The 22,732-nt window shown below is 55.9% G+C and carries 18 protein-coding genes and 6 pseudogenes; 13 read left to right on the plus strand and 11 right to left on the minus strand.

Translation table 11 applies throughout. From position 1 onward, the window contains the following. Window positions 1–93 precede the first annotated feature (93 nt). The gene (locus PR018_RS22570) at window positions 94–1,890 is read right to left on the minus strand and encodes a methyl-accepting chemotaxis protein (RefSeq protein WP_142831078.1); all 1,797 of its coding nucleotides are present in this window, start codon (window positions 1,888–1,890) and stop codon (window positions 94–96) included. A 772-nt stretch (window positions 1,891–2,662) separates the two neighbouring features. On the opposite strand from PR018_RS22570, the gene PR018_RS22575 reads away from it, so the two are divergent. Beyond that, window positions 2,663–3,058 (plus strand): (R)-mandelonitrile lyase, encoded by a 396-nt coding sequence (locus PR018_RS22575; RefSeq protein ID WP_142831077.1) that lies wholly within the window; start codon window positions 2,663–2,665, stop codon window positions 3,056–3,058. Between the two features lie 314 nt (window positions 3,059–3,372). Here the strand turns inward: PR018_RS22575 and groL are convergent, their stop codons facing one another. Further along, entirely contained in the window at window positions 3,373–5,001 is a 1,629-nt protein-coding gene (gene groL, locus PR018_RS22580; protein ID WP_142831076.1) for a chaperonin GroEL, read from the minus strand. 68 nt (window positions 5,002–5,069) lie between these two features. Then, window positions 5,070–5,366, minus strand: a complete 297-nt coding sequence (gene groES / locus PR018_RS22585) for a co-chaperone GroES (protein WP_142831075.1) — start codon at window positions 5,364–5,366, stop codon at window positions 5,070–5,072. Window positions 5,367–5,957: 591 nt separating this feature from the next. Here groES and PR018_RS22590 point away from each other — a divergent pair. Next, window positions 5,958–6,224 (plus strand): annotated as a pseudogene (locus PR018_RS22590) (helix-turn-helix domain-containing protein); the annotation flags it as partial. Window positions 6,225–6,987: 763 nt separating this feature from the next. On the opposite strand, the gene PR018_RS22595 reads toward PR018_RS22590, so the two are convergent. After that, the gene (locus PR018_RS22595) at window positions 6,988–7,494 is read right to left on the minus strand and encodes a DUF427 domain-containing protein (protein ID WP_142831073.1); all 507 of its coding nucleotides are present in this window, start codon (window positions 7,492–7,494) and stop codon (window positions 6,988–6,990) included. A 559-nt stretch (window positions 7,495–8,053) separates the two neighbouring features. Between PR018_RS22595 and PR018_RS22600 the strand changes: the two genes are divergently transcribed. After that, window positions 8,054–8,779, plus strand: a complete 726-nt coding sequence (locus tag PR018_RS22600; protein WP_142831072.1) for a Crp/Fnr family transcriptional regulator — start codon at window positions 8,054–8,056, stop codon at window positions 8,777–8,779. 66 nt (window positions 8,780–8,845) lie between these two features. Here the strand turns inward: PR018_RS22600 and PR018_RS22605 are convergent, their stop codons facing one another. Next, window positions 8,846–9,106 carry a DUF6894 family protein gene (locus PR018_RS22605; RefSeq protein WP_142831071.1) on the minus strand — a complete coding sequence of 87 codons (261 nt, stop codon included), beginning with the start codon at window positions 9,104–9,106 and terminating at the stop codon, window positions 8,846–8,848. Window positions 9,107–9,275: 169 nt separating this feature from the next. Between PR018_RS22605 and PR018_RS22610 the strand changes: the two are divergent. Then, a pseudogene (locus PR018_RS22610) lies at window positions 9,276–9,710 on the plus strand (ABC transporter permease subunit); the annotation flags it as partial. 17 nt (window positions 9,711–9,727) lie between these two features. Continuing rightward, entirely contained in the window at window positions 9,728–10,420 is a 693-nt protein-coding gene (locus PR018_RS22615; RefSeq protein ID WP_142831070.1) for an amino acid ABC transporter permease, read from the plus strand. Window positions 10,421–10,468: 48 nt separating this feature from the next. On the opposite strand, the pseudogene PR018_RS22620 reads toward PR018_RS22615, so the two are convergent. Beyond that, window positions 10,469–10,594 (minus strand): annotated as a pseudogene (locus tag PR018_RS22620) (IS6 family transposase); the annotation flags it as partial. A 405-nt stretch (window positions 10,595–10,999) separates the two neighbouring features. Here PR018_RS22620 and PR018_RS22625 point away from each other — a divergent pair. Together PR018_RS22625 and PR018_RS22630 are read left to right on the plus strand one after the other, a co-directional pair. Further along, window positions 11,000–11,386, plus strand: a complete 387-nt coding sequence (locus tag PR018_RS22625; protein ID WP_142831069.1) for a hypothetical protein — start codon at window positions 11,000–11,002, stop codon at window positions 11,384–11,386. A gap of 164 nt (window positions 11,387–11,550) precedes the next feature. Next, complete coding sequence (locus PR018_RS22630; RefSeq protein WP_142831068.1) at window positions 11,551–12,915, plus strand: sensor histidine kinase; 1,365 nt, start codon at window positions 11,551–11,553, stop codon at window positions 12,913–12,915. Between the two features lie 667 nt (window positions 12,916–13,582). On the opposite strand, the pseudogene PR018_RS28680 reads toward PR018_RS22630, so the two are convergent. The 3 genes and pseudogenes from PR018_RS28680 to lov form a co-directional block, all read right to left on the minus strand. Then, window positions 13,583–14,914 (minus strand): annotated as a pseudogene (locus PR018_RS28680) (methyl-accepting chemotaxis protein); the annotation flags it as partial. A 423-nt stretch (window positions 14,915–15,337) separates the two neighbouring features. Further along, a pseudogene (locus PR018_RS28685) lies at window positions 15,338–15,787 on the minus strand (cache domain-containing protein); the annotation flags it as partial. A 798-nt stretch (window positions 15,788–16,585) separates the two neighbouring features. Then, window positions 16,586–17,635 (minus strand): blue-light-activated histidine kinase, encoded by a 1,050-nt coding sequence (lov, locus tag PR018_RS22640; protein ID WP_142831066.1) that lies wholly within the window; start codon window positions 17,633–17,635, stop codon window positions 16,586–16,588. 305 nt (window positions 17,636–17,940) lie between these two features. Here lov and PR018_RS28405 point away from each other — a divergent pair, with 305 nt between their 5' ends. Continuing rightward, a complete protein-coding gene (locus PR018_RS28405) occupies window positions 17,941–18,105 on the plus strand; it encodes a hypothetical protein (protein ID WP_341798991.1) in 165 nt (54 codons plus the stop codon). Beyond that, complete coding sequence (locus PR018_RS22645; protein ID WP_341798992.1) at window positions 18,102–18,644, plus strand: SOS response-associated peptidase family protein; 543 nt, start codon at window positions 18,102–18,104, stop codon at window positions 18,642–18,644. Before PR018_RS28405 ends, PR018_RS22645 begins: the two co-directional genes overlap by 4 nt. 45 nt (window positions 18,645–18,689) lie before the next feature. Here the strand turns inward: PR018_RS22645 and PR018_RS22650 are convergent, their stop codons facing one another. Next, window positions 18,690–19,301 carry an alpha/beta hydrolase gene (locus PR018_RS22650; protein ID WP_142831065.1) on the minus strand — a complete coding sequence of 204 codons (612 nt, stop codon included), beginning with the start codon at window positions 19,299–19,301 and terminating at the stop codon, window positions 18,690–18,692. Between the two features lie 20 nt (window positions 19,302–19,321). After that, window positions 19,322–19,431: pseudogene (locus tag PR018_RS22655) on the minus strand (endonuclease/exonuclease/phosphatase family protein); the annotation flags it as partial. 379 nt (window positions 19,432–19,810) lie between these two features. Between PR018_RS22655 and ku (PR018_RS22660) the strand changes: the two are divergent. The 4 genes from ku (PR018_RS22660) (at window position 19,811) to PR018_RS22675 (ending at window position 22,692) form a co-directional block, all read left to right on the plus strand. After that, the gene (gene ku / locus PR018_RS22660; protein WP_142831064.1) at window positions 19,811–20,716 is read left to right on the plus strand and encodes a non-homologous end joining protein Ku; all 906 of its coding nucleotides are present in this window, start codon (window positions 19,811–19,813) and stop codon (window positions 20,714–20,716) included. A gap of 12 nt (window positions 20,717–20,728) precedes the next feature. Then, window positions 20,729–21,547 carry a non-homologous end joining protein Ku gene (ku, locus tag PR018_RS22665; protein WP_142831063.1) on the plus strand — a complete coding sequence of 273 codons (819 nt, stop codon included), beginning with the start codon at window positions 20,729–20,731 and terminating at the stop codon, window positions 21,545–21,547. Window positions 21,548–21,564: 17 nt separating this feature from the next. After that, window positions 21,565–22,059 (plus strand): hypothetical protein, encoded by a 495-nt coding sequence (locus PR018_RS22670; RefSeq protein WP_142831062.1) that lies wholly within the window; start codon window positions 21,565–21,567, stop codon window positions 22,057–22,059. Between the two features lie 135 nt (window positions 22,060–22,194). Next, window positions 22,195–22,692, plus strand: coding sequence for a YciE/YciF ferroxidase family protein (locus tag PR018_RS22675; RefSeq protein ID WP_142831061.1), 498 nt, complete (start codon window positions 22,195–22,197; stop codon window positions 22,690–22,692). Window positions 22,693–22,732 lie beyond the last annotated feature (40 nt).

Below are 22,732 nucleotides of genomic sequence, written 5' to 3' on the forward strand. Positions count from 1 at the left end.
CCTGCTTAGCTCACGTGTGTAAGCTCCCGGCTATGTTGTTCGCTTGAGCAAATTAAGTTTAAAGATCGGATTTCTGCCAGCCTGCCCGAGGAGTCAGAATTCCTCCCAACTACGATCTGAATTAAGCGCAGAATTTCCAGAAAAGGCCTTTGCAATTTTGACTGTCATCTGGCGCGCAGGCGATATTGCTGGTCGCGATATCTGTGTTGCCGCTGCGAGTGGCGGACGGTGGCTCTTAGCAGCGGTACCGATATTGAACTGCCCCAAAAGGTCGAATAGTTGTTCAGCCTCCCTTGCGAGGCTGTGCGCCGCGGCTGTCGTCTGTTCGACCATTGCTGCATTCTGCTGCGTTCCCTGGTCCATAGTGTTGACCGCAATATTGATTTCCTTCAGGCCCGTTGCTTGTTCTTTTGAGCTTTCCACAATGGCTTTGACATTTCCATCAACCTGGACAACCTGAGTTACGATCTCTCGCAAGGCATTGCCAGTATCAGCCACCAGGCCGACGCCATTCTTGACGTGCGCGTCCGACGTCCTAATCAGGTCTTTTATTTCCTTGGCAGCTTTAGCTGAGCGTTGAGCTAGCTCGCGTACTTCTTGGGCAACAACAGCAAAGCCCTTGCCAGCATCGCCAGCGCGCGCGGCCTCGACACCTGCGTTTAGAGCCAGCAAGTTTGTCTGGAACGCGATCTCGTCAATAACAACGATGATATTGGCAATCTCACCCGCCGATTTCTCTATCTTCCCCATCGCGTCGACAGCCTGATTGACAACGTTTCCAGAAATTTCAGCATGTTCTTTAGTCCGGCGTACAAGATTGCCTGCTTCCTGAGCTCGATGGCTTGAGTCCGCTACGGTGGTGGTAATCTCCTCCAAGGCAGCGGCTGTCTGTTCAACCGAAGCCGCCTGCTGTTCAGTCCGCCTGGACAGATCATTGGAGGCGGACTGGATCTGCTGCGACGCTGCAGCAATTGCCCCGGCGTTTTCCAAAATTGTTTGAAGTGTCGTGCGGAGCTTAGATGACGTCTCGTTGAAGTCGCTCCGTAGTTTCTCCAATGTAGGAATAAAAGGTGATGGGATTTCCTGCGTAAGGTCTCCGGCAGACATGGCTTGCAGGGCACCCGCCAATTGCTCGACGTTATTTACGCGCTCTGAGACGTCTGATGCAAATTTGACTACTTTGAAAACTCTGCCGTTCATATCAAAGATCGGATTATACGACGCTTGGATATAGACGCGCCGTCCTCCCTTTCCGATGCGCAGGAATTCATCTGAGACGAACTCGCCTGCTGCCAATTTCGACCAGAAATGGCGATAGTCGTCGCTGTTGGTGTAACTGGGTTCGCAAAACATTGAGTGGTGCTTGCCCTGCACTTCCGCCAGTTTATAGCCGAGGGTTTTCAAGAAATTCTCGTTCGCCGTTAGAATGTCACCGCTGGGCGTGAACTCTATGACCGCTTGCGCCCTAGAGATCGCATCGAGCTTACCTTTATCTTCCGTGGCTCTGAGCTTCTGCTCAGTGACATCCGTCGCAAACTTCACGACCTTATATGGCTTTCCGCGCCTGAAGACCGGATTGTAGGAAGCCTCAATCCAGATCTCTCGACCACCTTTAGAGATGCGCTTGTATTGGCGGCGATCAAATTCTCCTCTTGCGAGCCTCGTCCAGAACTCCTTGTATTCTTGGGTACTGACCTCTGTGGGATCGACGAAGATGCAGTGATGCTTTCCGACAATCTCCGACAACTGATATCCTAGGACCTGACAGAAATTCTCGTTGGCCGTGATGATCGTACCGTCGAGTTTGAATTCGATGATTGCTAGACACTTGCTCAGTGCATGGAGCACAGCTGTCGCTTCAGTACTGCCGGCGAAAAGGTTCAATTTCATCACGAGCTCCAATGTTGACGGGTCCAGTTGGCTCCATCGCATGCGAAATGCATTCTCTGCCTGAATGCGGCCGCGCACATTGTCTGTGTTCCACGTGCGCCTTCTCTACCAATTATGATGAAGTCGACAGTATAAAGTTTCCTTAATTCGATTGTATAAGTAGAAATCTAATATCAATATTCACACTATGTATATTTATATGCGTATTTTGTCTATTTTTGTCTGTTTGAACAGGTGATTACCGCGGTCAACCACTGATGATTATGCATCCGAGCTGGTTCGCATTGTGGGGTTCGACTGCCGGTGCTGAGGCGCTGTAAGTTAACCGAGTGTGGAATTCCTACGTCACCCCGAAGGAGCGGCAGGAGCCGTGTCGCCAAGACCATTGGAACGCGTTGATGCGAACCGCCCACCGGCGAGGTTGACGGGCTTTGGGTGGCCATATTCCCTTTCAAGTCGCTGTCCAAGCTCTAGGCGGGTGGCAATCATACGTCCGGTCGTGGCTGCCTACTTTCACCAGCGCCCTTGAAGTTCGACCAGGCCGTAGTGTTCACGGATTGTCGCCCGGTTTGAACCCCGTCGAAAACATCTGGCAGTTCATGCGCAATAACTGGCTGTCCAACCGTAGCAGTGTTCGTCCGCGCCATTTATCGGTTTTCCTTATGACTGCATGCGGTTTTTACCACCTATACGCACAGTCCGAAATCCAATAAATTGGCACTCATCAAATAATGCTGCCGTAACGGCATAGATAAAATTGGAAGAAGGAAAGATGGAAATCAAGAGGAACGGTTCGGATGCCTCCATTAAAGGCCCCTCCGAATGGTTTACGGGGACCGTTCGCATCGACGCTCCGTTTTACGGCACAGGCGATGCGCGGGTTGGTGGAGTGACAGTCACATTCGAAGCCGGCGCCCGCACTGCATGGCATGCCCATCCGCTGGGCCAGACCCTTATCGTCGTCAGCGGCGTCGGCCTTGTTCAGCGCCAGGGTGGCCCCATCAAAAATATCCGGGCGGGCGACATCGTCTGGTTTCCGCCTGGCGAAAAGCATTGGCATGGCGCAACGGCAAGCAATGCGATGACGCACATCGCTATCGCCGAAGCCCTAGACGGCAAGGTGGTCGATTGGATGGATCATGGCACGGACCAGCAGTACGCCGGATGAGCGTATGCCCCCAGACGAAATTGTATTTCTGATCTGGCGGCCCTAGGCAAAAACCCTTATCGCATCGCCGGGCTCAATGTTAAATTATGGAACGCACCATTATGACATCCGAATTGATCTGGGTTCGCCCGGTTGCGGGTTTAAACCTTCTGAGCATTTCGAAGGGGCACTCAGTCCAATCTCACTTCTCCCGTTTCAACAGGCTTAGCTATTCAGTGTCGTCTCACACATCGCCCTGTATCGCTCAAAATAAAGGGAGAGAGCATGTCTCCATGTCTCTCCCTTGTGGTCCCACTATCTAACCGATCGAATGATCACATCATTCCGCCCATGTCTGGCATTCCGCCGCCGCCAGCCAAGTCCTTCTTCGGCACTTCGGCAATCATGGCTTCGGTGGTGATCAGCAGCGAGGCAACCGAGGCTGCGTTCTGCAGAGCCGTACGGACAACCTTGACCGGGTCGACGATACCCATGGCGATCATGTCGCCATATTCGCCGGTCTGGGCGTTGTAGCCGTAGTTGTCGGTGTTGCTTTCGAGGATCTTGCCGACGATGATCGAGCCTTCGTCACCAGCATTTTCTGCGATCTGGCGAACCAGCGACTGCAGAGCCTTGCGGATGATGTTGATGCCGGCCGTCTGGTCGTCGTTGGCGCCCTTGATGTTGAGGACGACAGATGCGCGCAGAAGTGCCGTACCGCCGCCGGGGACGATGCCTTCCTGTACGGCAGCGCGCGTTGCGTTCAGCGCGTCGTCGATACGGTCCTTCTTTTCCTTGACTTCAACTTCGGTCGCACCGCCAACGCGGATGACGGCAACGCCGCCAGCGAGCTTGGCAAGACGTTCCTGCAGCTTTTCGCGGTCGTAATCAGACGTGGTTTCTTCGATCTGGGCCTTGATCTGCGCGACGCGGCCTTCGATGTCGGACTTCTGGCCCGAACCGTCGACGATCGTCGTGTTTTCCTTGGTGATCGAGATCTTCTTGGCGCGGCCGAGCATTTCGAGCGTAACCGACTCGAGCTTGATGCCGATATCTTCGGAGATCACAGTGCCGCCCGTCAGGATGGCGATGTCTTCGAGCATTGCCTTGCGGCGATCGCCGAAGCCAGGAGCCTTGACAGCAGCAATCTTCAGGCCGCCGCGCAGCTTGTTGACGACGAGCGTTGCAAGAGCTTCGCCTTCGACATCTTCAGAGATGATGAGGAGCGGCTTGCCGGTCTGGACGACAGCTTCGAGAACCGGCAGCATTGCCTGCAGGTTGGAGAGCTTCTTCTCATGAAGGAGAATGTAAGCGTCTTCCAGTTCGGCAACCATCTTTTCTGGATTGGTCACGAAGTAAGGCGAGAGGTAGCCGCGGTCGAACTGCATGCCTTCGACGACTTCGAGTTCGGTTTCGGCAGTCTTTGCTTCTTCAACTGTGATGACGCCTTCATTGCCGACCTTCTGCATCGCTTCAGCGATGTACTGGCCGATTTCCTTTTCGCCGTTGGCAGAGATCGTGCCGACCTGGGCCACTTCGTCCGAAGTGCTGATCTTCTTGGCCTTGGAGACGATGTCCTTGACGACTTCGGCAACGGCAAGATCGATGCCGCGCTTCAGGTCCATCGGGTTCATGCCGGCAGCAACAGCCTTGCCGCCTTCGCGGACGATGGCCTGGGCCAGAACGGTTGCAGTCGTGGTGCCGTCACCGGCGATGTCGTTGGTCTTCGAAGCAACTTCGCGGACCATCTGGGCGCCCATGTTTTCGAACTTGTCTTCGAGTTCGATTTCCTTGGCAACCGTTACGCCATCCTTAGTAATGCGCGGTGAACCATAGGATTTGTCGATGATGACGTTGCGGCCCTTAGGACCAAGCGTGACCTTTACTGCGTCAGCGAGGATGTCGACGCCGCGCAGGAGCTTTTCGCGTGCGTCGCGACCGAATTTGATTTGTTTAGCAGCCATAGGAAGAAACTCCGAGCGTATCGCTCAATGGTCTTTAAAAAAGAAATGAAAAAAGAAAGCGGCTCAGATCAGCCGATGACGCCCATGATATCGGCTTCCTTCATGACGAGAAGGTCCTCGCCGTTGAGCTTGACTTCGGTGCCGGACCACTTGCCAAACAGAATGCGGTCGCCGGACTTGACGTCGAGCGCAATGAGCATGCCCTTATCGTCGCGCGTGCCGCTGCCGACAGCGACGATTTCGCCTTCCTGCGGCTTTTCCTTGGCAGTGTCCGGAATGATGATGCCGCCCTTGGTTTTGGCTTCAGCCTCAACACGGCGCACAACGACGCGGTCGTGCAGCGGACGAAAATTCGTATCAGCCATTTTTGGATTCCTTCACCGGGATCGTCGCCAAATGGCTGCCCCTTGAAAAGGGCGTAGCACTCTCTGACCGGGAGTGCCAGCGATCATTCTCACTGCGCGGAAGGTTAGCTGCTGCGCAGACGTCTCGTATCCCGCATGACAGCTTCAAAGTCTCCATGACCGGGAAACGTTGCTTTGACCAGAAGTTCAGCGGCGACTATGCCTCCATAAACGCGGCAACTTAGGAACATCGATAGCGCATCCTCACTAGTCGCCAGCATTGTTATGGAGGCGAATGAGCAACTTTACGCTGCGATGCCCGCTACGCCGGAACAGCGTTCGACCTGTCCGGCGCTATAGACCGCTGCGCCCAAGACCCAAGCTTTCGCCGAGAAAGGTGCCTCGACTGGCTATCGGTAGCAACTCCTGCCCCCGTTTGGTATGCTGTAACGTCGGCTGTCTTCTTGCGACGTTACGTTTGCGGACGGACCAGAGAAAGCTTCTAATCCCTCGCTAAGCGCGTAGCCCCAACGACCAAATTACTTTGCGGCTTGGATAATCAACTTCGCGACGACGTCGAAGTGAGACAGCATGACCACATGTCTCGACCATAATCTGTCTCTCGGCGTGCTGGCCGATCAAGCAGGCATGAGCCTTCGGTCTTTTTCGCGGCGCTATCAAAAATGTACCGGCCGCACCCCGGCGCAGAGTATCGAGACGTTCCGCGTCGAGAGCGCGCGCCGGCTTCTGGAGGATGGTGCGAGCGTGATGCGAGCCGCGACGCGGTGCGGCTTCGGCTCGACCGAGACCATGAGACGTGCCTTTCTGCGGAACGTCGGCGTTGGCCCTAACGCGTACCGAAACGGATTTCATGGGTAAACAAGCCCATCAAAGATGAAGGGCCACCTTAGATCAGCGAAACGCCAAAGCCCACAACTGCCCTTTCGGAAGGAGGGATCGTTGGAAGCTTGCTAAAATGCTGGAGCGAAGCGCTTTCACATATTGCGGCACCGAAGACTGGTAATCTGCGCGGAAGGTTGTCCGCTGAAACATGGCCTATTGAGTGGTCTTGACCAGATTCGGACAAGTGGCCTGCGAAGCCAGGAACATGCGCAACGGGAGTTGAATCCTCAGCTATGCAGCATTCTACGGAAAAACGATGGAAGGCTGCCCAGATGATAGATGCTAGCTTTCCTCTGGTTCTTGTTTGGCGTCGGACCGGTGCGATCGCTCGACGAGACTTGACTAAGCCTTACTACACAGTGACCGGTGCGCTGCATCTGGGCCAGAAATTCATCACTGACTTCGCCCCTTGTGATGGTCTTTAACTGCGTCCAGCTGCTCTCTTCCGTGCAGGGCATCGCGTATCCCTCACGAAGAAACATCGTAAGGTCGGGAGCTTCATCGGTCTTGTAGATACAAACCCTCATGTTCGTAGACCTTCGACACGGAAAGACAACATATTGCGCCGCACTGTTGGAAATGACAACGCCCTTTTACTGGCGGCCACATATGCGCTTCAATTCCAAGGGACTGCCTTTCAATCCCGATTGTGATAGAAGCTGCCCGACAGAGCATACAAGGTCTCGGCCCGAAATGAGTGGGTAGCAAAATCCATATTCTTGACGAAATCTGAACTCATTTACCAGCGCTCGGTCCCAGGGGGGCCTTTAAACGGGCCGGCCACGGCTGAAGTGATCCATCCGCCGTAGAACATCCCGGCCTGTGGCACGACGGCCTCGCCATCCACCAGGCATAGGTCCATGGGTCGCGGATAAAAGGCAATAAAATCCTTGATCAAGGCAAAGGATGTCGTGGGATGCGGATAGGCCCAAGCCGCGTTCCGGCTTATTCTGTCGCCAGAAACGATATCAAAATAGCGTGCCTGTCCTTTCCACTCGCAGATCGACCTGCTGCTGCTTTCGCGAAGCAACGAGAGATCGACGTCCGCGGCCGGAAAATAATAGGTTGGCGGATGACTTGTTTCAATTGTGCGCACGGCGGCAGTGGTCTCTGCAAGAACGTGGCCGTTGTAAATGATTTTCAGGTGATTGCGCGCCGGCTGGGCGATGCTTGGCCTTGGGAAAGACCAGACACTCTCCTGCCCGGGCAGGCATGGGTCGGGAACGGGGTGCGCAAGCTGGGCCATGATTTCCTCCAGTCAGAGCGAACATGCAACAGCGCCGATTATTTGCAAGGCCTGAACGGTTGCGCGGGGCAACATAGGTGAATCTTGCAGCCGACAATATTGCGGCGAACACGCGTATATCGCTTCACACACAGTTGCGCGGACATATGGTGTAAGTGCGCAGATTTGCTGCACTTTGACTTGCGCGGCGGTTTCCGAACAGCCTCGCCCGCGCCCGCAAAAGATTGGCCATCTCGTAGGTGATGCTCGGCTCGTTCGTGATAAAATAGAGTAAATGCTAAGCGGCTGGCCGGGACTAGCCTTGCGTGGTCTTGAAGTCAAAGCTTCCGATCTCAACGGCTGCGGAGGTTTGGGGATCACTCTCAAATGGAAATTGAAGCCACCTCTGATATTAGCGGATCTCCCAATCGATGGAGTAAACGAAAACCTGCGATTTGCGAAAATCGGATCGCTATTGGCGGTGAGAAGATGCATATGGCGGCACCCCTATTGCGATTACCGCTGTCGCGCTGACGCAATTAGAGGCTGAGGGAAGTTTGTTCCCTGCGGAAGGTCCTCCATGTCCGATTTCGCCCAAGATGCAATGACAAACCGTCTCCTGAAGATGATGCCTGCCGAGGGCTTCGAGCGCATTCGGCCGCATCTCAAGACGGTCGGTCTCGCTTTTCGAGATATAATTGTGCGGCCAAACACGGAGACCACACATGTCCACTTTTTGGAAAGTGGCATCGCTTCCATTGTAACGACCGCAGATCTTGAACATGAGGGCATCGGGGTCGGGCATATTGGCTGGGAGGGCATGACGGCGGCGCACGTCATTCTGGGTTCATTTCATACGCCAAATGGCGCGCTCATGCTGGCGGGCGGAACAGCGCTTCAAATGGACGCAAGTAAATTCCTTCGATCATTGGAGGATGTGCCGAGCCTTCATTGGTTCCTCCTGCGGTATGTTCAGTACTGCAAAATTCAAATCGCCCAGTCGGCCTTGGCACACGGCCGCTATTCCGTCAGAGAGCGTCTGGCCCGGTGGCTTCTGATGTACCACGATCGCACCGATGGCGATAATCTCGTGCTGACACACGAATTTCTCGCGATGATGCTCGGGGTACGCCGCACCGGCGTAACCGAGGCAATTCAAATCCTGGAGGGTGATCGCTTGATAAAAGCGACACGAGGGCACCTACGTATTCTCGATCGGGAAAGAATCCTTAAAATCGCAGGTGGCTGCTACGGCGTGCCAGAGCGTGAGTATGAGCATTTGATGGTGACGAGCCGATACGTCTAGCCAACCCGAGGCGGTTCAACGCGCATTTTCCGCAGCTCCCAACACAACGACTAAATTTCCTTAGCCTTAAATGCTAATTACCTCGGGCGAGATTAGGTTCGCGAGAATGTCCCGGCTCGAAACCTCTCGAACCAAAACGCCGGCGGCGTCGCAGATACGGATACCCACAAGATCAAACTCTTTGCTCATTTTGAAGCTTTCGACGAAAAACTCCAGGATAGCTACCTCAGCCTCTATCACCGCATCATCAGGCTTTCCAAACTCTGTGCCTTCATCGTCGAAAAGCTCGCTGTCGACACGATGGAGGTCGAAAAAATATCTGGGCAATCTGCGGCCTCCTTCCGTTGTTTTTGAAGGAAACGAGTAAGGGGCAAAAGTGTTTCGCGTCCAACTCCGCCCGCTGCGCAGAGCTGGACAAATTGAACCCAGCTACTTGTGAAGAACGCTGCGGCTGAGACAGGCAGGTTCTCCGTCAGTCCATAAGGCCACGTTTGTTGCTATGGTCGCTCTAAGCCTTTACCACGGCGGTTATCTTTCGGAGGTCCTGCGTCCGGCATATCTGGCTGTCGACCGCGGCCAGCATGATGCAGCCGACAGTCTCGGCTACAGCTTCCTGCAAAAGCTCTCACGGGTCGTCGGGCCGCAGGCGATGCACATAGCCCTCCCCGGCTACGGCAACTCCATCATCTACCTCATCCACAACGTTGCGCTCGTTATGTACATCGGGGCAGCCGACGTGATGGCAACGGCGCATCTGGTCATGGAACGTGACTACAACCAGTACCAGTTCGAGACCTACCTTGTGCTGGCGGTAATCTATTCGACGCTCTGCCTGGCGGCCTGGCTGATCGTACGCTCCTTCGAGAAGCGAAACGCCAAGTTTACGCCCAATTCCGCGCCGCTCAAAGCCACACTGATGCCAAGCGTCTGATCGAAGAGAGGGTCCACATGTTCGATTCCGAAGTCCTGCTGCCTGATCTCTACGACATCCTTGGCGCCGTTCCCGTAACACTTGCCATGGCGCTTGTGATTTTCCTGTGCTCAACGATCATCGGCGGGCTGTTTGCGATGATCGAATATCGACGGATCCCGGTACTGCGCGAAATCGTCGTCGCCTATAAGATTGCCTTTAAAGGCGTCCCGATGGTGATCGTGATCTTCCTTGCATACTATGGCCTCCCACCAGCCTCCCGGATTTTGGCGTCTTTGGTAGGTCAGAATTACAATGGCCATGCTACGCCGAACTGGGTCACGCTGGTCGTCGCACTGACTGCTTGCGTTGCAGCGTTCCAGGCCGAGGTCGTGAAGGGTGCGTTGAATTCATTCGACACCGGCCAGGCTGATGCCGCTTATTCCTTGGGCTACAGCAAGACCCAGGTGTTTCGGCGGGTCATGTTTCCGCAGGTGATCGTTGCAGCAATTCCGGATCTTGCCAATTCGATCATGGTCATCATGAAGGCGCTGTCCCTCGGCTTCGCTATCGAGGTTGTCGATATCTTCGCGCAGTCCCAGCTGACGGCCGCTTTGAATTTCTACTACCTCGAAGCGTTCCTGATCGCCGTGGTCGTCTATATGGTCGTTGCGTACATCGTTACCTTTGCAGCAGACAGGATGGAACGGGCTCTTCGTCTTTGGGCGTGATCTGAGCCGGGTCTTACAACCCCTGAACGTGGGCCTCTGGGACCGGCGCACTGTTTGATTCGAGACGATGATCCCACGCGCCGCCATCAGGTCTTCAACCATGCCCAGACTGAGCGGAAGCCGGAGATACAGCCGGACTGCGCGGGCAACCGCCTTATCTGGAAATCGGTGGCGAAGGTCCGGCCCTGAAGGAGGAGACGCGCTGACGCCTTAGAGCCGCAGAGGTCATCACGAAGGATTTGGGGATGGAAGCTGCAAGGGCAGCTTCCAATTCTTCGATCCCTCTGCGGGCGCTCGGCGGCACGTGCGGGTATTCTACTTTCGGCCGGCATCAAATGTTCAAGACGCGCGAACCGTGCTCGCCATGCACGGGCTGGACCGGCAGCATAGGACTTCCGAGATAACCTGTGCCAGTTGGCTGTTGACCGGAATGCCGGTAAGTGTGAACCAGCATGAGCTTCCCGACTGGCGAAGACTGCACAAAATGGTCAGCGACACCGTAAAAATGCTGCCAATGATTAAGCCAACGTTGCACTGACGTGGATAGATATTTTCAAGCATGACAGAGAGCATGACATCATGAGCGAAACAACCGAATGGCCCGATCCAGCCGACAAAGCTCACGCGGTAGAGCAAGCAATGCGCCTTCGCGATCAAGCGGCAGCTGGAGGCTTGATATTTGAGGCTTACCTCCCGCCCGATCTCGCGGTGTGGCTCCTCGACCGGATAGAACGAGGAGCCTTCGTGGATCCTTCCGAGGCTACCTTCGTCCTTCTGGGCGAAGCGCGTGATCTGGAACCCCATGTCGATCTGCGCAACGAGCTGCTGAAACGTGTCATCCAGGCGGCGATCGACGATCCTCGACCAGGCATTCCAGTCGAAGACGTCATGGAAAGCCTTCGCAAGAAGTTCGAAAACCCTTTACCGGAACCGGCCAAATGGGAAAGGCGGTCCGGCACTGCGTGAAGATGCACACTTAAGCCAGGCTTGGCGCTCGTGGCCGTATTCAAGAGTGCGCCGCGTCCGCCACCAAGCGAGAAAAAGCTGAGGTGTCATTTGCGCGTATCCAAAATCCGCCATCATATGGTTGCTTCTTTTCAACGCTGAGAGAAATTATGCAGGACTTCACGATGAGCGCCATCTCCGCTCAAGACATTGTCGACACTCTACGAGATGGCCTACTGGTCCTCGACAGCGATCTCACGGTCGTTTCAGCCAATCGCGCGTTCTATGCGATGTTTAAGGTGAGCGAACCGGACACGGTTGGTCGCAAGCTTTACGATCTGGGAAATGGACAATGGAATATCGATGCATTGAAGCGTCTGCTTGAGGAAGTTCTCCCCACAGAAAACTCCGTCGAAGGGTTCGAGGTCGACCACGTATTTACCGGCATCGGACGCAAGGTGATGCTCCTGAATGCTCAGAAGCTGGTTCGTTCTGGAGATAGCTCCCATTTTCTGCTGCTGGCAATCGATGACGTGACAGAGGCGCGGGTCAGTCACATCGAGGCAGAGCGAAACTGGCGCATCGCCCAAAATATCGTTGATACGATCCGGGACCCATTGGTCATCCTCGAGCCCGATATGTCCGTGGTGACAGCAAGCCGCTCTTTCCTCGCTCTTTTCAATGCCACCGCAAGCCAAGTTGTCGGGAGAAAGCTCGAAGCTCTCGGTCAGGGACAGTGGGATACCTTTGCCCTGCGCAAATTATTGGAGCGAGTGGTTCCTCACCAAGAAGTAATGGACGGCTTCCTACTCGAGGACGATTTTCCCGGAATTGGTCGCCGTATCTTCAAAGTGAACGCCCGCAAGGTATATCGTCCAGGCAATCATATGACACGGTTGCTGGTCGTGTTCGAAGACGCGACGGACGAGGTCCTGCTTGACCGTCACAGAGATATGTTGGCAGCCGAGCTGGCGCACCGGATCAAAAATAGTCTTCAGATCATTTCCGCGTTCGTTGCCTTTGAACTGAAGCGGGCAGGCGAACCCTGTGTTCTAGGTTACCAGGCAATGCAGGCACGAATTTCAGCGGTCGCTCAGCTCTACGATGTAATCGCCCAATCGAGCAGGCTTGGGCCGGTGCCGATGCCTTCCTACCTTGAGGGTATAAGTGCAAGTGTCCAATCCAGCCTGTTGGGACAATCATCCGACATTACCGTAACATCGGCGGCAGAGCCCCTCAGCATTCTACCTGACCACGCTGTCGCCATTGGGTTGATTGCAAATGAACTCGCGACGAATGCAATAAAGCATGCTTTCCCCAAAGGTAGGGGCGAAATTAATCTCGGTTTTCACAGGAGAGACGGCGAAGTCACGCTCACCGTCAGCGATAATGGATCTGGCCTTGCGTCGAAGGTTGAAGGTTCTGGTCTCGGCTCCCGGTTCGTTGAAGCCTTTGTAAAACAGCTTGGCGGTACGTTGGCGACCGCCAGTAGCCCGAAGGGGACGACTTTCACTGTTCGGTTACCGACCTCAATATTGGCTGCTGCTTAACCCCACTTGTCGACGATCCTCGACCAGCAGTCGGACCTGAAAAGGTCTTGGAATACTTTGCAAGAAATTCGAAAACTCTTTACCAGAGCCCTCAAATTGCGAAGGGAGGTCCGGGCGCTACCGCCCCACGCATTGAAAGTGGCCGGCCCTCCGGCAGGCGGATCCTAAGAGACGACACGGCCAGGGAATGGAGGAAAGTCGCCTTATCTTGTCGTTTTTATCCGGGTCATGCGGATCGGAATGGAAGGATTGATATCCAGTGACTCCGTGACTTCCTCAATGATGGGAAGAACCGTCTCGACCGTAACGGCGGCCCCACCGCTGACACCGTCACATATGCTCTTCCACAGGACAATATCCTTTTAATTTTATCGGCGGTCAGGATCTGGATCTTCCGACCACTCGACGCCGAGGATGTCTTGACCGCTCGACCCGGAACACCGGGTTCGGACTGCCCCGCGACCACAGGGAAGACATCCAACCCTTTTGATGTGTTGATGAACACGACGCGTAGACATTCCGATTCACAGCTGATCCTCGCCGATATGTTTCAGCATTTCCTTCACCTTGGGATGAGCACAGCGCGCCACCCTTATAGAAAATGCGGGGCTGCTGCTTGGTGCGGGCGGACACCGCTGAGCAAACGAGATGCCCAGCGGCAGTGATCTCAGAACTCCTTCCAGGACTGTTCCGCAGACGCGCCGAACGCATTGGCAATCTTGCGTCCGAGCACTTTTGCGGGCGACGCTACCGGGCGTGGGTTGTTCGAAGCCAGCCGCACCGGTTGATGAATCAGCCCATGACCACCAAGATTGAACTGCGAGATCAGCTTGTTCAGAGCGTCGGCTTCGCTGGCCAGACTGTGACTGGCAGCCGTGGACTCCTCGACCATGGCGGCGTTCTGCTGCGTGCCCTGGTCAATCGTGTTGACGGCCGTGTTGATCTCCTGAATACCGACCGACTGCTCGCGCGCCGATTCCACGATGGCACTGACGTGACTGTTGATCTTCTGAACCTCGCCGACCATGATTTCCAAGGATTTCCCCGTTTCCCCAACGAGGGTGACACCGGTACGCACCTGCTCTCCGGATGTGATGATGAGCGCTTTGATCTCCTTGGCGGCAGCGGCAGAGCGCTGTGCAAGCTCCCGCACTTCCTGGGCGACGACCGCAAAGCCCTTGCCGGCATCTCCAGCGCGCGCGGCTTCCACGCCCGCATTCAGCGCGAGCAGATTGGTCTGGAAGGCGATTTCATCAATGACGCTAATGATATTGCTGATCTCGCCGGAGGATTTCTCGATCTGATGCATGGCATGCACCGCGTTGCGCACGACTTCCCCGGCCTTCTCCGCACCAATTCTGGTGCGCGAGACGAGAACGCCTGCCTCTTCCGCCCTCTTCGTGGAATCACGCATCGTCGTCGTGATCTGTTCCAGGGCAGCCGCTGTTTCCTCGACGGAGGCCGCCTGTTGCTCGGTCCGCTTTGCCAGGTCATCTGCGGCGGATCGAATTTCATTCGCACCACCGTCGATGCCGCGAGCATTCTCCATGACTGCCTGTAGCGCCTCATGCAGTTTGGTCAGCGAGTTATTGAAGTCGAGACGCAACGTGTCGAGATGGGCGGCGAAGGGTGTCGAAATCCGATAGGCGACGTCGCCGTCAGCCAGCCGCTGGAGCCCGGCTGCCAAGGAATCGACGACGAACTGCGATTCCGCCGCTTCACGTGCCTTTTCCGCTTCACGTTCCAGGCGCTCCCGTTCGCTCATCGAGCGATTGGCCAGTGCTTCTTCTTCCATTGCTGTTTTTTGTATCGCGTTTTCTCGGAAGACAGAGACGGCGGCAGCCATTGCACCGATTTCGTCGACCCGGTCGAGGCCGGGGACTTCGATGGAGACATCGCTCTGCGCCAATCGGCCCATGGCGGTCGTCATTTGCTTGATGGGAGACGCGATGCTGCGGGCCACGAACCACATCGCCGCGATGCCGCCGGCTGCAATGATGAAGCCGACGATAATCTGGAACAGCGTGTCGGCATGGTTACGGTCTGCCAGCGATGATGTGAGGGCCTTGGCCTGCGCCATTGCTACCGATCTCGGGACTTGAATAATAATGGACCATGGCGTTTTCGTCCGGCCGATGACGATGGGTGACAGAGCCGTAAACGTCTCGGCATTTCCCTCGACGGTATCGCGGCCGGCTTGTATCGATGGGAGTTGCGACATGGCCGCTGAGCTTATTTGGTCAAACGGGCGGCCAATTGCATCCGGATGATCACTGGATGCGACGACAAGGCCCTTGTAGCTGACAATGTCGACAGCGGCTTTGCCGTCGTAGATCGATGCCTTTACATTTTCCGCAAGCTTCTGGACGAAGGTGAGATCGAAATCGGCTCCGGCAACACCGACGAACTTGCCGTCGATGGTCATGGGAACCGACATCGTCGCCAGATAGACGTTCTTGCCCTGAACGACATAGGGCAATGGGTCCAGGACGCTTTCGTCACCGCCGCCTTTCGGGCCAAGATACCATCCACCTTTCATGACGCCGTTGGGGTGAAGCGCTGTGCTGTCGTATTCGACAAGGGGTTGGACAGCCAATTTGCCATCGGCGCTCCGTGTCCAGTAAGGCAGGAATCGCCCGGTCGCATCCGATCCGACATCCTGCTTGTTGCGAAAGAGTTGATCCTGCCCATCAAGTGCATTGGGCTCCCAGGCGCTGTATGTGCCGTTGAAGCGTGGATTGTCCTTCAGCACGTTGAGAAGGATGGCATTGAATTCAGCGCGGCGTTTGCCAACCGGCGTCGCTGCTCCATTGTCGTTGCTCGCCGATATCTCGAACATCCGGGCCATGTTACGCGCCGAGTCGAATGCCATGTCGAGCGGCGACTTGATCAACGCGGCCTGCGCAAGAGCTAATGTCTTGAGATGGTTCTTGGTGCTGTCTTCCGTCAGTGTATCGACGTGTTCACCGACGAATGCCTTACTGTTGGCGGCCGATATGATGCTATACCCTACCAATGCGCCGCTTGCCGCAACGACGCAGACGCCCGCGAGCAGGGCAATTTTAAGCTGGATTGATCGTATGCGCACAGTCCGTCGCTCCTCTGTCTTGGCGCATTGTGCGCCTGGGAGTTTGAGCGTGGCCCGCGAAGGTTAATTGTCTCAGTATTGAATAAAACTGTATTTGTCCGCTGTCGCAAATATGCGACTAAAATTCTGCTTTAAACTACAATGCCTGCTTTAAAATGTCTTTTTTTGAAAATTCGGACGAATGTATTTGATTTAAATCAATATCGAACGGCATAGTATACTTGCCAACGCTCACGCAAGGGCTCCTTCGCCTGTGAGTTCCTTGGGCTTTCGCCGCAAAAAGGAGAGATTGGTGAACTTTGGCGCAGGCAGTTCCATTTCAAGACCGAATGCTGTCCTGCTTGTCGGAGCGAGATCTCGCACTCGTCATCGAATAGGCTGAACCGTCTGACTCATCTCAGACAAGCGCTGGAGATTGCCCGTCAGAAAAACGAACGTCTTTTTTAGGATCTGAATTGGGTTTCGTCGTGACAGGCATCCGTTGCAGTGTCGAGTTCTACACCATTTGGTGCTACGAGATAAGCGGCTGATGTTCAATCCGCCCAATCGCAAACCCTCCAAATAAGATCGCAGCCCGACCACTCACCCCACAATCGGCGCGGTACCGAGCGGTCGCTCACTGGGCAGACGGATTACCAGCGACAGGCCCTCAGTCCTCCAGTCGCGGCTGATGCTTCCTCGAAGCTGCTTTTCCACCAAAGCATCAATTAAGGCTGTGCCAAATCCAGCAGCTCTGGTGGCGGCAGGAACGACGGGTCCTCTCTCCCGCCAATCAATTTCAAGACCACCTGGCTCAACCTTTCTCCAGTGAACTTCCACATTGCCAGCTTCGTTGGCTAGCGCGCCGTGGCTGGTCGCATTTGCCACCAGTTCGTGGAGAACAAGCGCAAGGGGCTGCGCATCAGTCGCTTCAACACCGATGCCGGGTCCCTCAAGCTGGACCGCATGCGGTCCGAATGCCGTGAACTGCTGACGAACAATTTCTTCAAGTGAAATGGAATCCCATCCCTTCTCGGCGAGCAGGGTGTGGACGTCCGCCAACGCTTGAATGCGATCACGGACCGCGCTTGCATAACGACTTGGGTCGGTCGCCTTGCTCAGGCGAACAATGCTATTGACGACAGCGAGAACATTTTTCGCGCGGTGATCCACCTCTCTGAGCAGACGCCGCTCAGAGGCCTCCAGGCCAGCCACTCGACGCAACTCAGTGACATCCATCTGGGAAGCGAAGAAGTATGCGATCTCGCCTTCGTCATTGCGGATCGGGCTAATGTGAAGCTCGTTCCAAAATTCGCTGCCGTCTTTTCGGTAATTCAACAGATTCGCTGCAACCTCGACGCCCGACCGGATGGACGCGCCTATAGTAGAGGTAACGCTTTTGGATGTCGCTGGACCCTGGAGAAAACGGCAGTCCCTGCCGACGACTTCAGACAAGGCGTAACCCGTGAGCTCGAGGAAAGCCTTATTGGCGAATAATATCGGGTTTTGCCCCTGGCCAGCATCGGCCATCACCATGGGTGTCCGCGAGCGCTCGAACGCGATCGTGTAGAGTTCTCTTTGGTCAGCGCTCGGCGACAATGCACTCAAGCTGGAGACGTTTATGTCGCCTGCGGGCTTCTCGTCGTTGGTCAATATGACACCATTTTTATTGTGACTACCTCAGCTCAACGTGACAGCTGCCATTTGTTTCCTTCGCTCTGCCTTTCGCGGCGCCTCTCTTAGAAAGACCATGGGTCGCACAACTCTTCTCGCCGTCCGAGGACCCACTTTGGATTCCAGAGAATAGACGGCGGTCCGGGTCATAGTCCGGCCGACCTCAGAAGCTCTGCATTTACGGCTGCATCAATTGGGGTCGAGCCGCCGGCTGGAGGCCGAGGCGTCGCGCTTGATCAATGGCCGTCCGGAGCTATCTCCGAAGGGAACGGGAGAATGGCGCGATGTGTAACCTCTACAACCTTACCACCAACCAGGCGGCCATCCGCGACCTCATCTCGATTACCCACTTCCGTGCGGGCAACCTCGAGCCGTCGCTACACATACACCCGACCGTCCTGGCCCAATCGTCCGCCTCGACGCCAGTGGCGAGCGCGAGCTGGCCATGAGCACATGGGGCATGCCGACGCCGGAGATCCATCGTGAGGACAAACCCGACAGAGGCGTGACCAATATTCGCAAGACATGGATACCGCATTGGCAGCAGTGGCTGGGCATAGGCAACCGCTGCCTGGTTCCGGCGACGGCGTTCTCAGAATATGAACAGGTTGCCGATCCGACCACGGGCAAGAAGCCGCTGCGCTGGTTCGTCGTCAACGAGGATCAACCCGTCTTTGCGTTAGCTGGCATTCACACGCGATGGAAGGGTGCCAGAGGGCCGATCAAGGCGCCCCGGCACGGCGAGCATGACATCTACGCATTCCTGACGACCAGACCGAATGCGCTCGTTAAGCCGATACATCCGAAGGCAATGCCAGTCATGCTGACGACGCGAGAAGAGTGCGAACTCTGGCTGACCGCGCCGTGGTGGGAGGCGAAGAAGCTCCAGCGGCCCCTCCCCGAGGAAAGCATGATGGTCTTGCCGCCGTACACAGCCGTGGGAGGCCTTGGAGGACTGCCACCTAAGACAGCAGACCTGTTCGCTTGAAAATGAAGACAGGAGATAAGACGAGCTGGGACGCGGTCGATGGTCCTAAGCGAGCTGCTTCCTGAGGAAGGCAAGGGCTATCTCCGCACCCTCAGGGGTTATCGTGTGGCCAACCCCTGGCAGAACTTCAAGTTCCACGTCGAAGCCAGCAGTCCGCAACTGCCCGGCGGCCGCCTTCGAGGCCTGGACTGGTATGCTGGAATCGTCTTGTCCGTGGATCAGAAGGATAGGCATACGATTCGACATCACCGCCGGACGAAGTGGTAGTAACCCCGCAAAGGACACGAGCGCTCCGATCTGCCACCTGCCGGAGGCCACCGCGTCTAGGGCCATAAGGGACCCCTGCGAGACGCTTACGAACGCGACGCGGTCAAGCGCGCGTTCGAAGCCTTCGCGTGTTACCACTTCCGAGATCAGCTCGTCGAAAGCCTCACGGACGAAATCGACATGATCCGGGCGCAACTCCTGACCATCCACTCGAAACCACTGATGTCCACCCTGTGCCCCAGGAAAGGGAGCGTCGGGAGCGGCGAACCGCGTATTCGGCAATGTCCGTCGCCACGGGCCCGCAATGGGCATAATGGAGGAACCGCTTCCACCCATCCCATGCAGGAGGATGACGAGCCGCTGCTGGGATGACGCTAATGAGACGCTCATCTTCTACGTCAGCCTATCGACGCCTTGGGGTCCTGCAGGCAAACGACATCGGGCGACGTCGTCTCCAGCCATCGAGGAGAACGTCGGGTCGACCGTTGACGCCGTTCACGTTGTAAGTCGCGATCTTCACTTGCTGACTTTATGGTCACCTTAGTCTCCCTTTCCGAGTTGGGCGTCCCGCTTTTCCTTGTGCCACCCGTCTGCACACAATGACTGGCCGACGCCGAGGGCTTTCCTTGAACCGACGGCCTTTATCGCAGCAGACGTTTCGCTTGTCGGCTTCGGCTTTGATCAAATCGCGCTTTGAGCATGAGGGACTCCACTGTGGTTGTAGTCGAGGCAAACGCACGTCGAGCCGAAAAGATGCATTGGATTCATGGGTCTAAGTTGTGGACGTCAAATTCTTCGCTGGACATGCTGCAAATCGCTGAAATTGATTCGTTTTGACGCGGAACGAATCATCCCGGATTCGATTGACTCGCGGAAGTTGTGAGTTGGAGTATCGCGTCATGGCAGCACCTAGAGCCAACTGGAAGGGCTTTCTCAAATTCGGCGAAGTCGCTTGCGGGGTGGCGCTTTATACCGCCGCCTCTGCTTCCGACCGGATCGCCTTCAATACGTTGAACAGGAAGACGGGCAACCGCGTTCGGCGCGAGTTCATCGACAGCGAGACTGGCCAAACCGTAGAGCGCGACGACCAGGTCAAAGGCTACGAAATCGATAACGGCCAGTACATAGTGCTTGAGCCCGAGGAAGTGGCCGCTGCTGTCCACGAGAGCGACAAGACGCTGAAGATTACCTCGTTCATCCCGTGCCAGGAGATCGACGACGTCTATTTCGACAAGCCTTACTATCTCGCCCCCGACAAGATGGGAGCGGACGCGTTCGTCCTGCTGCGCGACGGCATGAAAGAGGCCAAGGTCGCCGCAATCGCGCAGACTGTCCTCTTCCGCCGGATGCGCACAGTCCTTATCCGCGCGCACGGCAAAGGACTGATCGCGACCACGCTGAACTTCGATTACGAAGTACGCTCATCAAAGGAAGCCTTCGAGGACATGCCTGAGCTGGAGATTAAGGGAGAGATGCTGGAGTTAGCCTCCCACATCATCGGCACCAAAAAGGGAACGTTTGACGTCAGCGAAGCTGACGATCGCTACGAGAGCGCGCTCGCCGAACTCGTAAAGGCCAAGATGGAGGGCCGCACGCTACCGAAACCGAAAGTGGTCAAGGTATCTGAGCCGACCGATCTCCTCCAAGCGCTGCGAGAGAGCGCTGGTATGCTGGCAGCCGCCGGGAACGCGCCGAAGCGGACCGCCGCGAACGGCAATGCCGGCACCAAGCGCCCAAAGACGGCTACCCGTGCCACCGCACCGAAAGCCAAAGCTGCTTCCGCCTCACAACGTCGCGCCGGCTGATAGGGGACCGCCATGGCATCGATACATCCTTACTGGAAAGGCTATCTCAAGCTCAGCCTGGTCACCTGCCCCGTGCAGATGATGCCCGCGACGACCGAGAGTGAGAAGGTTAAGTTCCATACCCTGTCGAGGACAACCCAGAACCGGGTCGTCAGCCACTATGTCGACGCAGTCACGGGCAAGGAAGTAGCCGATGGCGACGAGGTGAAGGGATACGAGCGCGGCGAGAACGAATACGTCATGCTCGAGGAAGACGAACTCGACGCCGTCGCCCTTGAGAGCACCAAGACAATCGACATCAAGGTTTTTGCGCAGCGAGACACGATCCAGTGGGTGTGGCTGGAGACGCCCTACTACCTTTCGGTGGAAGACCCGGTCGGCCAGGAAGCTTTCTCGGTGATTAGGGACGCCATGGCGGCGCAAAAGATGGTTGGAATTTCAAAGCTGGTGATCTCTCGCAGGGAGAGGATGGTCATGCTCGAGCCCCGTGGCAAGGGCATCGTGCTTTGGACTCTACGCTACGGAGACGAAATCCGTGACGAAGACCTCTATTTCGTGAGCGTCGGGGAAGAGGTCGCCGATCCCGAGATGATGCCTCTCGTCCAGCAATTTATCAAGCAGCAGACCAGACCATGGGACCCGAAGATGGTCGTCGATCCTGTGCAGGGCAAACTTTTGGAGTTGATCGCGCTCAAGAAGAAGGCGTTGAAAAAGACCGTGAAGGCGAAGCCTGCTGTGGCGACCCCTGCCCCTTCCGGCAATGTTATCAACATCATGGACGCCCTGAGAAACAGCATCAAGGCCAACGCCGATAGCGGCCGCCGCGCCTAACGTAAAGGAGAAGCGAGATGACCCTGGAATTGAGCCACCAACCGATCGTCGTCGGCGAGAACGGTCATCTTCTCGCGACCGATGGCGAGCTTTTCTGGGTTGTCGTCGTAACACGTGAAGCTCTGGAGGCGGTAACCCACCAGTTCGATGCGACAGTCGAGAACCTGACAAGCCACGCCGGACTGTATCTCGCCATTGCTGAACAACACCTTTGCTCGCAAAGACTTTTCACACAATCGGATTTGGGTGCAGGAAGAAGATGTCGACCTGTGGTTGGTTTCGGAACCCATTCGCCAGGCATCGGGACGTGTGGCTCGCAATCTCGCTTCGGGATCACGCCACCTTTTGCCCCAATTTACCGCCAATCCGGTTTGATCATCTCGGTACGAACTGGCTGGCATATGAGTGATGGCATCCGCCTTTCTTGTTCACGCCTGAGAAAAATGGTTCGAGGTTCCGCTCAGTGCGGAACATCCCACTCTCCCGCAAGTTCAAATATCACGGACCTGTGATTGCGATCACAACGTCCGGCATAGTCGCCACCAGATCATCGAGAACAGTATCATATTTGCCCGTTCCAATCGCACCTCTCAGCCGCCCGGCGACCCCGCAGCGGCGAGGCAACCCCATGTACCAGGAGCCCGACCATGGCCAAAGCAGCAAAGACCCTAGACGTTCTGTTTCACGACACACTGAAGGACGTGTATTTCGCCGAGAACAAGATCGTCGAGACCCTCCCCAAGATGCATGACGCCGCCAAAAGCAAACAGCTCAAGGACGCTTTCACCAAACACCTCGCTGAAACCAAAATTCACGTCGAGCGCCTTGAAGAAGTCTTCAAGATTATCGGCAAGAAGCCGGAGCAAAAGACATGCGATGCGATGATGGGCATCACCGAGGAAGGTGCTGAGATCATGGAAGAATACGAAGGCTCCCCGGCACTCGATGCAGGCTTGCTCGCCGCGGCGCAGGCTGTCGAACATTATGAAATGTCGCGTTACGGCACGCTGCGCACCTGGGCGCTTGAACTCGGTATGAAGGACGCGGCGAAATTGCTTCAGACGACGCTCGATGAGGAGCAGGCGACAGACATCGCTCTGACCTCGATCGCGACTAAGGTCGTGAATCAGAACGCCGAAGCCTGACTTTTGTAGGCCGGGGATCAACTGCCACGGCTGATTTTGG

Source organism: Rhizobium rhododendri, from assembly GCF_007000325.2.
Classification (GTDB): domain Bacteria; phylum Pseudomonadota; class Alphaproteobacteria; order Rhizobiales; family Rhizobiaceae; genus Rhizobium; species Rhizobium rhododendri.

Excerpts from the sequence above, each read along its gene's own strand:
- PR018_RS22570 (WP_142831078.1), bottom strand. The coding sequence starts at position 1,890 with ATGAAATTGAACCTTTTCGCCGGCAGTACTGAAGCGACAGCTGTGCTC.
- PR018_RS22575 (WP_142831077.1), top strand. The coding sequence starts at position 2,663 with ATGGAAATCAAGAGGAACGGTTCGGATGCCTCCATTAAAGGCCCCTCC.
- groL (WP_142831076.1), bottom strand. The coding sequence starts at position 5,001 with ATGGCTGCTAAACAAATCAAATTCGGTCGCGACGCACGCGAAAAGCTC.
- groES (WP_142831075.1), bottom strand. The coding sequence starts at position 5,366 with ATGGCTGATACGAATTTTCGTCCGCTGCACGACCGCGTCGTTGTGCGC.
- PR018_RS22595 (WP_142831073.1), bottom strand. The coding sequence starts at position 7,494 with ATGGCCCAGCTTGCGCACCCCGTTCCCGACCCATGCCTGCCCGGGCAG.
- PR018_RS22600 (WP_142831072.1), top strand. The coding sequence starts at position 8,054 with ATGTCCGATTTCGCCCAAGATGCAATGACAAACCGTCTCCTGAAGATG.
- PR018_RS22615 (WP_142831070.1), top strand. The coding sequence starts at position 9,728 with ATGTTCGATTCCGAAGTCCTGCTGCCTGATCTCTACGACATCCTTGGC.
- PR018_RS22625 (WP_142831069.1), top strand. The coding sequence starts at position 11,000 with ATGAGCGAAACAACCGAATGGCCCGATCCAGCCGACAAAGCTCACGCG.
- PR018_RS22630 (WP_142831068.1), top strand. The coding sequence starts at position 11,551 with ATGAGCGCCATCTCCGCTCAAGACATTGTCGACACTCTACGAGATGGC.
- PR018_RS28405 (WP_341798991.1), top strand. The coding sequence starts at position 17,941 with ATGTGTAACCTCTACAACCTTACCACCAACCAGGCGGCCATCCGCGAC.
- PR018_RS22645 (WP_341798992.1), top strand. The coding sequence starts at position 18,102 with ATGAGCACATGGGGCATGCCGACGCCGGAGATCCATCGTGAGGACAAA.
- PR018_RS22650 (WP_142831065.1), bottom strand. The coding sequence starts at position 19,301 with ATGAGCGTCTCATTAGCGTCATCCCAGCAGCGGCTCGTCATCCTCCTG.
- ku (WP_142831064.1), top strand. The coding sequence starts at position 19,811 with ATGGCAGCACCTAGAGCCAACTGGAAGGGCTTTCTCAAATTCGGCGAA.
- ku (WP_142831063.1), top strand. The coding sequence starts at position 20,729 with ATGGCATCGATACATCCTTACTGGAAAGGCTATCTCAAGCTCAGCCTG.
- PR018_RS22670 (WP_142831062.1), top strand. The coding sequence starts at position 21,565 with ATGACCCTGGAATTGAGCCACCAACCGATCGTCGTCGGCGAGAACGGT.
- PR018_RS22675 (WP_142831061.1), top strand. The coding sequence starts at position 22,195 with ATGGCCAAAGCAGCAAAGACCCTAGACGTTCTGTTTCACGACACACTG.